Consider the following 13,778-nt stretch of genomic DNA (forward strand, 5'->3'; position numbering starts at 1 on the left):
CTCAGGCCACCGCGCCCTTTGCGCGCAAGGTCTGGATGGCGTCGTCGTCGAAGCCGGCCTGGCGCAGGATCTCGTCGCTGTGCTGGCCCACGCCGGGCGGTTTGCGCGGGGCGACCTTGCGCTGGCCGTCGATGAAGATCGGGCTGTTGACGGTGAGCATGGTGTCGTTCTCGAACGGCACCAGCACCTCGTTCTCCAGCATCTGCCTGTCGTTCGGAATGTCGTCCAAAATTCCGACGACGCCGAACACCAGGCCGCTGCCGTCGAGGATCTTGCGCCAATCGGCCAGCGGCTTGGTCGCGAACACCGCGTCGAACTCGTGGATCAGCTCGACCGAGCGGGCGTGGCGGTCGGCCTTGGTGGCGAAGCGCGGATCGTCGATCAGGTCGTCACGGCCCAAGCAGCGCGCCAGGATCGGCCACTGCTTCTCCTCGTTGAGCAGCGACAGCATGATCCAGCGGCCATCCTGGCATTTGTAGTGGTTGGCCACCGCATTCAGCGCCCGCTCGCGCGGCCGCCGCTCAACAAAGGTCGCGCCGCACAGCTTGGCCTGGGCGAGCACGGAGGCCGCCCAGACGCCGTTCGCCATCAGGTTGGAGGCCACATGCGAGCCCTTGCCGGTCCGCTCGCGCTGATACAGCGCCGTGACGATCGCGCCATAGAAGGCCATGGCGCAGGGGTGGTCGCCCATGCCGGCCACCGAGCGCGCCGGCGTCGTGCTCTCGTCGGCGCGGACGAGGTCCATCAGTCCGGACCGCGCCCAATAGGCGTTGCTGTCGAAGCCCGGCTTGTCGGCCTCCTCGCCCTTTTCCCCATACCCCGTAAACGACGCATAGATCAGCCGCTCATTCAAAGGCGCCAGTCTTTCGTAGGTGAGGCCGAGCTTGGCGCGGACCGAGGGGGGGAAGTTGGTGATGAAAACATCGGCCTCGCGAACCAGCCTTTGCAGGACGTCTTGCGCCTCCGGCTTCGACAGATCGAGCGCGAGGCTGCGCTTGTTGCGGGCTTCGAGATACCAGGCGTAATTGTGCTCGCTGCGGGGATAGCCGGGCAGGTTCGGGAGGTTGCGGTAGGGATCGCCGGCGCCGGGCGGCTCGATCTTGATGACGTCGGCGCCGAAATCGGAAAGAACGGTGGCGGCGGCAGGGGCGGCGATGAAGCTCGCGCAATCCAGCACCTTCAGGCCATGAAAAATGCCCTTGTCATCCATGTGGCGTCACTCCCGTCATCGTTTCCGCGCGCTGGAATTCTAGTGTCGGCGCGGTTCGGGGCCTATTTGACCCGGGACGGGCGGGCGAGGCAATGGCGGGGAAGACGGATGCTACTACAAACAATATGAAACATGTGATCAGGAGCGGTCGCCGCTCCTGTCTGATCTCGTCGTGTCAAATAGCGATGGCGTGGTGCCTGGAACGCGTGCGCCGAAAAGCCGTCTGACGGAATGGCGCTCCGCGCCTGCTACACCTTGAGGTTCTCAGCCGACGTCCTGCCACGGTTGGCGATCTCTTCGTACTCGATGGTCTGCCCCTCGTTGAGGGTCGTGAGTCCGGCCTTCTGCACTGCGGAGATATGAACGAAAATGTCCTTGCCCCCGGCCGCGGGCTGGATGAAACCATAGCCCTTGGTCGGGTTGAACCACTTGACCGTACCTTTAGCCATACGTTGCCTCCGCGGGTATCAATCCAGAACGAGCCTACGGTCCCCGCAAACCGTCAGGCCCGGATTTCGAGACTACTGCGGTTGTGACAGGCTTGGTAGCGCAAACAGCGGGCGCTCCTGGCCCGAAACGATCGATATCGTGGCGGTTTTGCGGCTTTCGACCGACGCGCGCCCACCCCGTCGCAACCGTTCTCGATATGACAGCGCAGGCTGCGGACAGGTTCAATGAGACCTTTCATGCGGCAGCGCCTCCACCTGCCACGAGATCGGTGGGGTCCGCAGCGGTGCGGACCCGCATCGGCTCGGCGCGGCCGCGGATCTCCACCTCCCGCTGCGGCAGGATGTCCGGACCGATCCCGGCCCGCGCGTAGACGTCGTCGGAGATGATGACCTGACAGCCGAGTGTCTTTGTCAGGTCCTGCAGCCGCGAGGCCACATTCACGGCATCGCCGAGCGCCGTAAACACCATGTGGTCGCGATAGCCGATCTCGCCAACGATGACTTCGCCGCCGTGAATGCCGATGCCGAAGCGGATCGGCTCGGGCAGATCGTGGCTCAGGAGCCGATTGAGCTCGGCGACGTTGACCGCGATGTCACCCGCGGCCCGGATCGCCTGGCTGCAGGCGACCTGCGGATCCGCCGAAAGTCCGAACAGCGCGAGCATGCCGTCGCCGACGAACTGATTAGGTTGCCCGCCGTTGCTGAGCACGGCTTGTGAGACCGCTGTGAGAAAGCGATTGACGATGAACACGACGTCGAACGGCAGGCGCTTCTCGGCAAGGCTGGTCGATCCGCGCATGTCGACGAACAGGCTGACGAGATAGCGTTCCTGCCCGATGCCAGCGCTCGGGTTGCTGTGCGCTCCATGCGCCAGGTTGGGCATGAACAGCTGGAAGAAGGACAGGTCGTCGGTGGGCCGCAACTGACAGGCCAGCCGAATCGAAGGATCGTCGGTGCCGACCTGCGCCAGGACGAAGGCTTCTCGTGGTGATGGCGGCGGCAAGTGGCTGGGATCGCCGATCACCCGGATGCGGCACGTCGAGCAGCGTGCGCGTCCGCCGCACATGCTGGCATGAGGCACGTTGTTGCGCTGGCTGGCCTCCAGCACCGAGAGGCCCTTCGGCACCCGGATGACGCGGCCGTTGTTGTAGGACAGGGTCACCACCCCGCCGCGCCGCTCGTGCAACGCGCGGGCTCCGCGGGCGGCGAGCGCGGTGCCGATCAGGCCGAGATAGCCGATCAGGAAACCGTTCATGAGGGCTTCGAGCTTTGCCCCCTCCATGGGGGTTCCCATCTGCTTCTGAGACAGGTTCTCGGCGCGCCATTGCGCGGTCGTGCTCGCGGCGATGACGTCACGGCCGCCGCGGTAGAAGCCGAGCAGCGCCAGCGTGGGGATCAGCACGGCGCAAGCGAGCAGCCACGGCGCCGCGCGCCTGTAGAACGGCTTCAGCCGCAGCCAGAAATGCAGCCCGATGCAGCCGTGGGTCCACGACGTCAGCAGTGCCGCGGACATCAGCCAGAGCCGCCAGGACGGGCCGGTCCAATAGGAATACAGAACCTGCGGGTACAGCTTCTCCTGTCCGTACAGCGTCTGCCCGAGACGCACGCCCGCGATGTGGCTGAAGATCAGCGCTGGGATGCTCAGGCCGAGCAAAAGCTGCAATGGCTCGATCGTGCCGCGGCTGAATTGCCGGCGCTGATACAGTGCCCACACACCCAGCCCGCCATGCGTCAGAGCGGCCGCGTAGAATACGATGGCGACGGGGAGGAATTGCCAGAAGGCGATGTGGTAGGACACGCCTTCGGCGAGGGCGTCCAGCGAGATGTTGCCGAGGGCATGGTTGAGGAAGTGGCTGAGGAGATAGCAGAACAGGATGATCCCGCAGACCAGCCTGATCTGGCGGAGGCCGAGGCCGCGAAACGCGGTGCGCAGATGGTGTGGAAGCGAGAAGCGGGTCATGCGGTCCGTGCGAGCGTGAACCGCCAAACTAGAGATTTATTCCAGCACGGCCTAGAGGCGATGGCCGAGCGGCGGCGGTATCGGCGGGGCGTCTGCGCACGAGCATCGACTCCCGCGTTGACTCGTCCGGCTATGTCGGGGAAAAGCACGCCGTGGCGACCATCCCTCCCGACATTGACAGCCGAAAATCCCAGGACCAGCGCGCGGCGTGGCTGATCCCGTTGGCCGTGATCACGGGCATGACGATCATGCGCATGGTCTATGCGGCCGCTCTCGATCTGCGCACCGACGAGGCCTATTACTGGACCTGGTCGAAGGAGCTGCAGCTCTGCTTCCTCGACCATCCGCCGATGATCTCCTGGTTCGTCCGGCTGGGAACCGCGCTGTTCGGCGACACCAATCTCGGCGTTCGTTTCGCCGGCATCGTTGCGATGGCCGCGACGCAGGTGCTGCTCGCCGACATCGTCCGCCGCGTCACCCACAATGTGCAGGCTGTGATTCTCGCAGTGCTGCTGCCCGAGGCCGCGCTGTATTACGGGCTGCTGATGGCCAAGGTCGCGCCGGATGTCGCGGCGATTCCGTTCGCGGTGGCGATGATGTGGGCGCTGGTCAGGCTCGCCGAAAGCAATGACGGACGTTGGTGGCTGGCGGCCGGAATGTTCGGCGGTCTGGCGCTGTTGTCCAAATTCACGGTGGTGATGCTGCTGCCCGCCGTCGCGGCGTTTCTGCTCGTGCCGAGCTGGCGTGGCCGCTTGCTGTTCAGTCCGTATCCGTGGCTCGGCGCGGTGATCGCGCTGATCGTGTTCTCGCCGGTGCTGATCTGGAACGTTCAGCACGACTGGGCCTCGTTCCGCTTTCAGTTCGTCCGCGCCACGGCGCCGCACGATTTTTCGTTGCGGACGCTCGGCGACTACATCGGTCTGCAGTTCGGACAGGTCGGCTTCGTGCTGCTGCCGGTCACGCTGACGGCGCTGACCTTGACCGCCTGGCGCAGCTATCGCGCGCGGGAGCCGGTCGGCACGCTGCTGTCGACGGCGGTGCTCGTTCCCTTTCTCTACTTCCTCTGGAAATCCCTGACTCTGCGGATCGGCGACACCTGGCCGATGTTCATGTGGCCGATCGGGTTTGCGGCGGTGGCCATCAACATCGTCAAGCTCAGGGAGGACGGCGCGCCGGCCTGGTTCATTCGCTCGACGTTGCGTTGGGCGCGGATCGCGGTGGTGAGTGGCATCGCCATGGTGGTGCTGATCTTCCTCTACTACGTCGCCGCGCCCTGGAATTTCCTGGGCCGCACCGATCCGATCGGCGCGGAGGCTGGCTATGAGCAGGTGGCGGAGCGGCTCGAACAGGAGCTCAAAACCACCGGCGCCACCTGGATCGCGACTTCCGACTATCGCACCTATGCGATGATGCGCTGGTTCTTCCGCGGCCGCGTGCCGGTGATCCAGATCAACGAGCGCGCCCGCTTCATCGGCTTTCGAGACCCTGGCATGAACCTCATCGCCGATCATGCCGGGCTCTATGTCGTGCGCGATCCGGACAACACCGCACCGCTGCTGGCGGGCACCACCGCACGGCGCGAGCCGCTCGGCAGCGTGGAGCGGAGCTGGCGCGGCCGTGTCATGGACAGCTACACGTTCGGCAAGCTGACGGGCTGGACGCCCGAGCTCTCGCCGCCGGCGGAGTCGCCGCTGTACCAGTGGCGCTGGCTCGCCGGCGATCCCGACGCCACGCCGTACGCCTGATCATTTCTCGTCATCCTCCTGCTTGCGCAGCAGGTCCTTGGCGAGATCCGCGAGCGCCGGCCGCGGCAGCGCGGCGAACGGCATCGGTCGCGTGACGTCGATCGCGGCGAGACCGAGCCGCGCCGTCAGCAGGCCGTTGAGCACGCCTTCGCCGAGGCGCTGCGACAGCTTCGCCGCGATGCCGTGACCGAGCACCTGCTGGATCAGGCTGTCGCTCGCCGCCATGCCGCCGGTGATGGCGAGATGGGCGACGACGTGGCGCAAGAGACTGATCATGCCGAGCGCGCCGGGACGTCCGCCATAGAGCCGCGCCAATTGCCGGATCATGCGCAAGGACGCGACGAACACGAACAGCACGTCGATCATCGCGCGCGGGCTGACCGCGGTGACCACCGAGACGCGCTGCGCGGCAACCGACACCAGCCGCCGTGCCTCGATGTCGAGCGGTGCCATCAGCTCGCGCTCGGCGAGCTTGATCATGTCGGCGCCGTCGATGATGTCGTCGGCATGACCGGCAAGCGCGGCGCGCGGCCGCGCCAGTCGCGGATTGGCGTGCGCGATCCGCAGCAGCTCGGCGATCACCTCGCGGCTTTCGGCGCGATCGTCGGAGAGCAGCACGGCGGCGGCGCGCCGATGCAGCTTCTCGATCGTGGCGAGCCGCACCAGCCCATAGGTCTCTCGCCCGATCACGGCAGCCAGCGCGATCGCTGCGGCGGCGGCAAAACCTGAGCCGACATAGCCGAGCGCCTCGCTGCGCGCGAACAGATCCTCGATCAGCCGGGTGACGCCGAGGCCCAGGCCGAGCAGGACGAGGCCGCCGACCGATCCCCAAAACAAGCCGCCCCAGGGAAAGCCGCGCCGCGCCGGCAGCACGGTCTCGATCGGCACCGGCAGTTGCGCCGGATCGGCCTCCGGGGTGATCTGGATGGTGCCGCGGCTCGGGCGCGCGGCGTCCTCGGTATCGACCACGACGACATCGGGATCGTCGAGCCGGAAGGTCTGGGGCCGACGGGGCTTGGCGCGATCGCTCATTGCAGCCGGTCTCCGATCAGGAACTGAAGGGCGCGGTCCATGCGGATATGGGGCAGCGCCGGCTCGACGCCAGCCTCCGGGACCAGCAGCGGCGGCCGGAAGCGGAGGAAACGGAAATCGGTGCCGTCGGCGCCCGCGCTCGACAGGCCGCGATAGGCGCCGCCCTTGAACAGCTCCTCGGCATCGGCCGGAAGCTCGCCGGGGAAGGTGGCGACCTCGGTGTTGCCGTCGAGGATCTCGCCATTGGCGCTCTCGCCGGCGGCCGGGGTGCCGAGCAGCGACGGCAGCTTGTCGCGGCCGCGCGCGACCAGCGCCTCGCGCGTCGCGCGCACCGCTGCCAGTGCCACCACGTCGATCACGGCGCCGGTGCTCTCGGCGCGAGCGACCGCGCGATTGACCGCGCGCCGCAGCACCGCTTCGAGACGATCGTGGCTGGTGTGGTGGAGATGGTCGGCCTTGGTCGCTGCGAACAGGATGCGGTCGATCCGCGGCCTGAACAACGCGGTCAGCAAATTGCCGCGTCCGACGCGGAAGCAGTCGAGAATGCCGGTCAGCGCGGCCTCGAGATCGTGCAGCGCCTCGGGGCCGGCGTTGAACGCAGCAAGAGCATCGACCAGTACGATCTGGCGGTCGAGCCGCGCGAAATGATCGCGGAAGAACGGCCTCACCACGATTTCCTTGTAGGACTCGAAGCGCCGCGCCATCATCGCCCACAGCGAGCCGCTCGGCGCGCTGCCGTCGGCCGGCACGTCGAGCGGGGCGAAGGTCAGCGCCGGCGAGCCGGCGAGATTGCCGGGCATCAGGAAACGTCCGGGCGGCAGCAGGCTCATCGCGAAGCGCTCATCGCGGCAGGCGCGCAAATAATCGGTGAACAGACGGGCCGCCTCGAGCGTCGCCGGCTCATCCTCGCGGCCCTCGGCCGACAGCGTCGAAAGATGCGCGTGCCAGGCCTTGGCGACATCTGCCCGCGGCTCGCTGCGCGACAGCGCGAGGCTCTCGCTCGTCCACTGTTCATAGGTCTTGTTGAGCAGCGGCAAATCGAGCAGCCACTCGCCGGGATAGTCGACGATGTCCAGGGTCAAGGTGCGCTCGGCGCCGTTGGTGCGCTGAAATTCGATCACCAGCCGGAGCTCGCTGATATCGACCGTCGAGCTCGGCCAGCGCCGCTCGGCGACCAGCGCCTTGACGTGGCTCTCATAGGCAAAGCGCGGCACGCCGTCGTCGGGTTGCGGCGCGAGATAGGCCTTTGCGATACGGCCCGACGCCAGCGCCTCGAACACCGGCATGCGTCCGCCGCGAACGAGGTCGTGGATCAGCGCGGTGATGAACACCGTCTTGCCGGCCCGTGACAGCCCGGTGACGCCGAGCCGTAATGTCGGGTTCAGAAAGCTCTCGCCATAATCGAGCAGGGCGCGGGCCGAGAGCCGCGCTTCCTCGACGAGATCGGAGAAGGACACCATGGGAGGAGGGGATTGGCCAGTTGAAAAGGGCGTGAGCGATTTTTGACAGGTGGCGACGCAAAACGCCGGATTCAAGCTCACATTTCCGCACCGTTTCCGGATAGAACCAGACCTTGAACGGAACGTTGACCACTGGAAACCATAATCATTGCGGCACAATTGTCCCCTGTGGCCAGTTGTGCCGGCCAGCCAGCGCCAGGTTCTGAGATGACCGTATTTCAACTGAAGCAGTTCGCATCCACCTCCGTCCACGCCGCCACCGGGGCGATGCGGTGGAATTACGACAAGGTCGAGATCATCGCCGACGGCGTCGTGCATATTGTCGGCATCGCGGCGGGCCTGGTCGCGGCGACCGTCCTCGTGGTGCTGACCTCGATCTATGCCAGCGCCGTCGACATCGTCGTGGTGTCGATCTATGTCGCGGGCCTGCTGTCGATGCTGACCTTGTCGGCGACCTATAATCTCTGGCCGGTGTCGCCGACCAAATGGGTGCTGCGTCGGTTCGATCATTCCGCCATCTACGTGCTGATCGCCGCGACCTACACGCCGTTCATCGCCGCGTTGAAGGACACGCTGTTCTCCTCGGTGCTGCTGCTCGGCGTCTGGGGCGTCGCCATCTTCGGCATCGTGCTCAAGCTGCGCTGGCCCGGCCGCTTCGATGCGCTGTCGATCGGGCTGTATCTGGCACTCGGCTGGAGCGGCATCATGATGTACGACCGGGTGATCACGGTGATGCCGACCTCGGTGCTGGCCTGCGTGCTCACCGGCGGCATTCTCTACAGCCTCGGCGTCATCTTCCATTCGTGGCGGCGCTTGCGTTTCCAGAACGCGATCTGGCATGGTTTCGTGTTGCTGGGCGCCGGCTTTCATTATACGGCCGTTCTGGACCTGGTTCTGACATAGAAAATTCCACGAGGAGGGCTTTGCATGCAGGTGACCGGAAAGATTGTGGTGGTCACCGGCGGAGCCCGCGGCATCGGCAAGGCGCTGTGCGAGGCTTTTGCCGGCGCCGGGGCGGCCAAGGTGATCGTGGCCGACCTCGACGAGGCCGGTGCCAAGGCCGTTGCTGAGAGCATCGGCGGCGCAGCGTTCAAATGCGACGTCTCCCAGGAAGCCGACATCAAGCATGTCATCGAAGAGACCGAGCGGCAGTTCGGGCCGATTGCGCTGTTCTGTTCCAATGCCGGCATCGGCGGTGGCTTCGATCCGCTGTCGGTGAATGTCGGCGGCACCTCCGACGAGCCGTGGGCGCGGAGCTGGGCGATCCACGTCATGGCCCATGTCTGGGCGGCGCGGCATCTGATCCCGCGCTACAAGGCGCGCGGCGGCGGATATTTTCTGAACACGATTTCGGCGGCGGGCCTGCTGTCGCAGGTCGGCAGCGCGCCTTACTCCACGACCAAGCACGCCGCGGTGGGTTTCGCCGAGAACCTCGCGATCTCGCACAAGGCCGACAACATCAAGGTCTCGATCCTGTGCCCGCAGGGCGTCGACACCGACATGCTGCGCTCGATCCCCAAGGGCCCGCAATCCGGCGACGGCGACCTTTCGCCGGAGCAGGTCGCGCAGGATGTGCTCAAGGGTCTCGCCGAAGAGAGCTTCCTGATCCTGCCGCATCCCCAGGTTCTCGGCTACATGCGCAAGAAGACCGAGAACTACGACCGCTGGCTCGGCGGCATGGCGAAGATCCAGGCGAGGATGCGCGAGGAGTTCGGGAAGTAGCTGCTTGTTCATTGGCGTCTCCGTCATTGCGAGCGAAGCGAAGCAATCCAGGGCTGAGCGTGGGACTCTGGATTGCTTCGCTTCGCTCGCAATGACGGCGTGGAGGGAGGCGCGGTATATCCAGGCAACTTGACGTGACTCCGCATCCCCGCGGCGTATGACGCCCGAGCTGTGCAATCGACTTGCCCCTCAACTATTCGAAGGGCGCAGGGAATGCCGGGTGATGGCCTCACCCATGGCCCGCCTGCGGAAAAAATGCAGGCGGCAGGTACCACAGGTGCAGCCGGATCGACCCGGCATTCCCTGCGCGACGGTCTTAACGCTTATACGCAGTCTCCCTGGTGCGCCGGGCTTGTTGGCCACCATTCGCAACGATGCTTGCGCATCGCGCGGGACACCAGCATCGGGGTGTCAGGACGCTGCGACTTCACGTCCGCAGTCCCACCGTTCGTCGGCGCATCCGAGGACACGCTGCGGCAGACCGCGGCCATCGCATCCCCGCCTCGCGTGTCGTGACGATCGCGCGCAACGCCCCTTCGAGTGAGACGGGATGCGCGGAAGAATCGTCCTGATTTGCCCGACGTGACAAGGCCGCAAGATGCGACAATTCAACACGACGGGCAGTTTCGTCATGGCCCCCTTGCGTCATCTGCCCGTCGTGCACGGTCAGCCCGGCGATGGCATGTCTGCATCCGCAGCGCGCCGGGCTTCGAGCGCGCGCGCGTAAAGGAGCAGGCCGTCGCGGACCGTTCGCCGTTCGGATGTCGACAGTGACAACAGTGCTCCGCGGACCTGCTGCCGGCCGAACGAATGCAGCGAGGCCAACGTTTTTCGCCCCTTGGCGGTGAGGCAGAGCGGCTTGCTGCGGGCATCGCCGGGATCGACCGTCTCTTGCAATTCGCCAGCATCGATCAGCTTGCGGACCATGCGGCTGACGCTGGATTTTTCCAGATGCAGCGCGGCGCCGATCTGCATCGCCGTCAACGGGCCGCGCAGGCCGATCTCCAGGATGGTGTGGACGGCCGACGGCGGATGTTCGGTGGCGGCCAGCGTGGCGTCCATGAAGCCGAGCTCGCGCACCATCAGGCGCGAGGCGGCGCGGATGTCGTCGACGAGAGTGAGGTCCGGCTCAGGCATCTTGACTCCTGTCAATTAGTTGTAGCATACAACAAATAGCCGACGCAACGGAGCGTCGCCGGCGGTCTGCCTCCGGAGGGTGCGACATGGGTGATACACGGCTCGCGGCGCAGCTCGGAACGCCCACGGCCTCGCGCATGCAGGGACAGGTCTGCCTCGTCACCGGAGGCGGCTCCGGCATCGGCCGCGCCGCCGCCCTGAAGCTGGCGTCAGAAGGGGCGGAGGCCGTGATCATCGCCGGCCGCCGCGAGGAAGAGCTCGAGGACACGGCGTCGCAATGCCGGGCGCTCGGTTGCGAAGCGCTCGCCGTGAGAGCCGACGTGACGCGCACAGACGACGTGGCACACCTGGTGCAAACCGTGCTGGACCGCTACGGCAGGTTGGATGCGGCCTTCAACAATGCCGGGTTTCAGGAGCGCCGGGCGCCGATCGAGCAACAGGGCGACGACGTCTATGAGGACGTGTTCGGCACCAATGTGCGATCGGTCTTTCTGTGTCTGCGTGCGCAGCTTGCAGCCATGTATGTCCGCGGACAGGGCCGCATCGTGATCAACGCCTCCGTGAGCGGGGTGCGCAATCCGAATGCCGGGCTCGCGCTCTATTCGGCGTCGAAGGCCGCCGTCATTTCCCTGACCCGCTCGGCGGCGATGGAGGCGGCGCCGCGTGGCGTCCGGATCAATGCAATCGCGCCGGGACGCGTCGTCACCGACATGATGCTCCGCGCCGGTGTCGGTGACATGGCGACGGTCGCCGCCGGGCTGCCGTTGCGCCGGATGGGGCAGCCGGAGGACATCGCCGAGGCCGTGCTGTGGCTATTGTCGGATGCATCGTCCTACGTCGTCGGCCACGTCTTGGCCGCGGATGGCGGATTTCTGGCAGCCTGAGGCTCAGGAGTCCGCCGATCGTGCGGCGGCATGCGAACACGCCGAGGATGGCGGTCGACCAGATGCGGCTCGACCCGATCTCCGCGCGAGCGGTCGCCCGAATGGGTGCGCTCGTTCGAAGAGCGTTCAACTTGCGACCCGGCCGCCGCCGAAACCGATTGCGTGCGCTTCTCAATCTCGCATGAAATCTCCCCAGCGCGGCAAAACTTCCGCCGAGCTTTGCCGATTATTTCCCAGGGAAGGGGAACTCGTCGCGGAAGCGCTGCGTGTCGTCGCGACGGCGCCCTGACCTGACGTTCACGCATTTTTCGGCATATCCCCGGTTTTGCTTTGCAAGCTCATTCACCTCACAAGACCGGCGCGTTCGCGGTGCGGACGAAGCGGCTCATGGTGACGCGATCCCAGCGCGGGGTGACGCTCGCCTTCGTCGAGGTGCTGCTTCTGGCGGTCATGGTCGCAGATCCGGCCTCCGCGCAGCAGACCGTCAAGACGAAGCCGACCGATGTCGTGCCGGGACGCGCCGATCGCCTGTTCTTCCGTCACGTCACCGCGCGCAGCATCTACTACAACGTTCCGCGGATCGCGACCGACAGCCGCATTCTCATGATGCGCCAGGATCCGCGCGGCATCAGCGCGCTGCTGCGTCCCATGCGCGAGGCGGGGGCGCCATCGCTGGCTGCGCCGGGCAGGGATGCGCCGGCCGGCAGCTTCGCGTTCGGGCCTGCAACCTTCCGGCCGGCGCGTGGCACGGTCGGGGCGGCCACGCTGCCGGCCACCCGCACCGCAGCGCCCACCGCGCCACCGGCGCCGAAGCAGATTGCGGCCGCGACTGCGGCGCCCGAAACCACGGTCGCTGCGGCCCAGCCTGTGCCCGTGCTGCGCAATCGTGACGTCCTGCCAGAGCGCAATCTCGACACGGTGAAGCCGCAGCCGGTGGCGGCGGAGGCGAAGCCCTATGATCCGACAGGTGTGACGATCGGCTCGTTCCTGGTGAAGCCGGCGGTCGAAATCCAGGCCGGCTATGACACCAATCCGACCCGGCGTAACGGCGGGGCCGGATCGCCGGTGGCGATCGTCGCGACCGAAGTGGCGGTGCGCTCGCAATGGGAGCGTCATCAGCTCAACGCCGATTTTCGCGGCGCCTATATCGAGGACACCAACGTCCGCTCGCTCAGCCATCCGACGTTCGAGGCGCGCGCGCAGGGACGCTATGATGTCATCGAGGGAACGGCGCTGACCGGCGAGGCGCGCTTCGTCAACGATGCGCTGGCGCTTCCCGGCGCCGTCAAGCTGCCGCGCGCGACGACCTTCGGCGGCAGTGCCGGCGTGCTGCAGAAGATCGGCCCAGCCGAGATCGCGTTCAAGGGATCGGCCGATCGCGTCGTGTTCAACGATGCGCTGATCACCGCCAACGTGCCGCTACGTACGCAGGATCGCAACTTCACCCAGCCGGGCGCACAGGTGCGCGTCACCTATGTGCTGACGCCGAACATCTCGCCTTTCATCGACATGAGCTTCGACCGACGCAACCATGATCTGCAGGTCGACTTCAACGGCCAGCGCCGCGACTCCACCGGCATCGCCGGACGCGCCGGCGCGGTCGTCAACATGGGCTCGGTGACCGGCGAGGCCTCGGTCGGCTATCTCACCCGTCGCATGGACTCGCCCATGATGCCCAATATCAGCGGCGTGATCGCGGATGCGACGCTGGCCTGGGCCGCGACCGATACGACGACCTTCGTGCTGGTGGCGCGCTCTCAGGCGTCGGAGACGCCGGCCGTGAACGTCTCCGGCATCCTGTCGCGCGACGTGATCCTGCAGATGGATCATCAGTTCGAGCCCTGGCTGATCGGCTCGCTGCGCGGCGGCTATGGCCAGGACCAGTTCGTCGGCATCGGCCGCGTCGACCAGCGCATGTTTCTCGCCGCGGGCGGCGTCTACAAGCTGAACCGCAACGTGCAGCTCAAGAGCGAGGTGCGCACGGAGTGGACGCGCTCGAACGTGGCGCTCAACAACTTCATGGCGGTGGTCGGCGTCGTCGGGGTGCGGGTGCAGTACTGAGGCGCAGCGGGACGCGAGGCGTGCCGCTCCACGCGGCGCCGATCTCCGTACTCGAACCTCATGGTGAGGAGGCGCGCAGCGCCGTCTCGAACCATGAGGCCACAGCCGGGCCTCGCCC

General features: G+C 66.4%; 11 protein-coding genes. 5 read left to right on the forward strand and 6 right to left on the reverse strand.

The features are described 5' to 3' along the window. Window position 1: 1 nt before the first annotated feature. The 3 genes from ACQR1L_RS22095 to ACQR1L_RS22105 form a co-directional block, all read right to left on the reverse strand. Window positions 2-1,210, reverse strand: coding sequence for a CaiB/BaiF CoA transferase family protein (locus ACQR1L_RS22095; protein WP_434860018.1), 1,209 nt, complete (start codon window positions 1,208-1,210; stop codon window positions 2-4). Between the two features lie 248 nt (window positions 1,211-1,458). Further along, window positions 1,459-1,659: a cold-shock protein gene (locus ACQR1L_RS22100; RefSeq protein ID WP_434860019.1), complete on the reverse strand. Its 201-nt coding sequence runs from the start codon at window positions 1,657-1,659 to the stop codon at window positions 1,459-1,461. Between the two features lie 235 nt (window positions 1,660-1,894). After that, window positions 1,895-3,619, reverse strand: a complete 1,725-nt coding sequence (locus ACQR1L_RS22105; RefSeq protein ID WP_434860020.1) for an adenylate/guanylate cyclase domain-containing protein — start codon at window positions 3,617-3,619, stop codon at window positions 1,895-1,897. Window positions 3,620-3,858: 239 nt separating this feature from the next. Between ACQR1L_RS22105 and ACQR1L_RS22110 the strand changes: the two genes are divergently transcribed. Beyond that, window positions 3,859-5,364 (forward strand): glycosyltransferase family 39 protein, encoded by a 1,506-nt coding sequence (locus ACQR1L_RS22110; RefSeq protein WP_434860081.1) that lies wholly within the window; start codon window positions 3,859-3,861, stop codon window positions 5,362-5,364. On the opposite strand, the gene ACQR1L_RS22115 is transcribed toward ACQR1L_RS22110, so the two are convergent. Then, a complete protein-coding gene (locus ACQR1L_RS22115) occupies window positions 5,365-6,396 on the reverse strand; it encodes a YcjF family protein (protein WP_434860021.1) in 1,032 nt (343 codons plus the stop codon). Then, window positions 6,393-7,856, reverse strand: coding sequence for a YcjX family protein (locus tag ACQR1L_RS22120; protein ID WP_434860022.1), 1,464 nt, complete (start codon window positions 7,854-7,856; stop codon window positions 6,393-6,395). The genes ACQR1L_RS22115 and ACQR1L_RS22120 overlap by 4 nt, the downstream gene beginning before the upstream one ends. Window positions 7,857-8,063: 207 nt before the next feature. Between ACQR1L_RS22120 and trhA the strand changes: the two genes are divergently transcribed. Continuing rightward, on the forward strand, window positions 8,064-8,759 hold the full coding sequence (gene trhA, locus ACQR1L_RS22125; protein WP_434860023.1) for a PAQR family membrane homeostasis protein TrhA: 696 nt from the start codon (window positions 8,064-8,066) through the stop codon (window positions 8,757-8,759). A gap of 24 nt (window positions 8,760-8,783) precedes the next feature. Continuing rightward, the gene (locus tag ACQR1L_RS22130; protein WP_434860024.1) at window positions 8,784-9,578 is read left to right on the forward strand and encodes an SDR family oxidoreductase; all 795 of its coding nucleotides are present in this window, start codon (window positions 8,784-8,786) and stop codon (window positions 9,576-9,578) included. Window positions 9,579-10,244: 666 nt separating this feature from the next. Here ACQR1L_RS22130 and ACQR1L_RS22135 read toward each other — a convergent pair. Continuing rightward, window positions 10,245-10,715 (reverse strand): MarR family winged helix-turn-helix transcriptional regulator, encoded by a 471-nt coding sequence (locus tag ACQR1L_RS22135; protein WP_434860025.1) that lies wholly within the window; start codon window positions 10,713-10,715, stop codon window positions 10,245-10,247. 86 nt (window positions 10,716-10,801) lie between these two features. Between ACQR1L_RS22135 and ACQR1L_RS22140 the strand changes: the two genes are divergently transcribed. Together ACQR1L_RS22140 and ACQR1L_RS22145 are read left to right on the forward strand one after the other, a co-directional pair. Beyond that, the gene (locus ACQR1L_RS22140; RefSeq protein ID WP_434860026.1) at window positions 10,802-11,599 is read left to right on the forward strand and encodes an SDR family NAD(P)-dependent oxidoreductase; all 798 of its coding nucleotides are present in this window, start codon (window positions 10,802-10,804) and stop codon (window positions 11,597-11,599) included. 387 nt (window positions 11,600-11,986) lie between these two features. Further along, window positions 11,987-13,660, forward strand: coding sequence for an outer membrane beta-barrel protein (locus ACQR1L_RS22145; RefSeq protein WP_434860027.1), 1,674 nt, complete (start codon window positions 11,987-11,989; stop codon window positions 13,658-13,660). Window positions 13,661-13,778 lie beyond the last annotated feature (118 nt).

Source organism: Bradyrhizobium sp. HKCCYLR20261, from assembly GCF_051168435.1.
Lineage (GTDB): Bacteria > Pseudomonadota > Alphaproteobacteria > Rhizobiales > Xanthobacteraceae > Bradyrhizobium.

Coding starts and splice junctions, on each gene's coding strand:
- ACQR1L_RS22095 (WP_434860018.1), bottom strand. CDS start 1,210: ATGGATGACAAGGGCATTTTTCATGGCCTGAAGGTGCTGGATTGCGCG.
- ACQR1L_RS22100 (WP_434860019.1), bottom strand. CDS start 1,659: ATGGCTAAAGGTACGGTCAAGTGGTTCAACCCGACCAAGGGCTATGGT.
- ACQR1L_RS22105 (WP_434860020.1), bottom strand. CDS start 3,619: ATGACCCGCTTCTCGCTTCCACACCATCTGCGCACCGCGTTTCGCGGC.
- ACQR1L_RS22110 (WP_434860081.1), top strand. CDS start 3,859: ATGACGATCATGCGCATGGTCTATGCGGCCGCTCTCGATCTGCGCACC.
- ACQR1L_RS22115 (WP_434860021.1), bottom strand. CDS start 6,396: ATGAGCGATCGCGCCAAGCCCCGTCGGCCCCAGACCTTCCGGCTCGAC.
- ACQR1L_RS22120 (WP_434860022.1), bottom strand. CDS start 7,856: ATGGTGTCCTTCTCCGATCTCGTCGAGGAAGCGCGGCTCTCGGCCCGC.
- trhA (WP_434860023.1), top strand. CDS start 8,064: ATGACCGTATTTCAACTGAAGCAGTTCGCATCCACCTCCGTCCACGCC.
- ACQR1L_RS22130 (WP_434860024.1), top strand. CDS start 8,784: ATGCAGGTGACCGGAAAGATTGTGGTGGTCACCGGCGGAGCCCGCGGC.
- ACQR1L_RS22135 (WP_434860025.1), bottom strand. CDS start 10,715: ATGCCTGAGCCGGACCTCACTCTCGTCGACGACATCCGCGCCGCCTCG.
- ACQR1L_RS22140 (WP_434860026.1), top strand. CDS start 10,802: ATGGGTGATACACGGCTCGCGGCGCAGCTCGGAACGCCCACGGCCTCG.
- ACQR1L_RS22145 (WP_434860027.1), top strand. CDS start 11,987: ATGGTGACGCGATCCCAGCGCGGGGTGACGCTCGCCTTCGTCGAGGTG.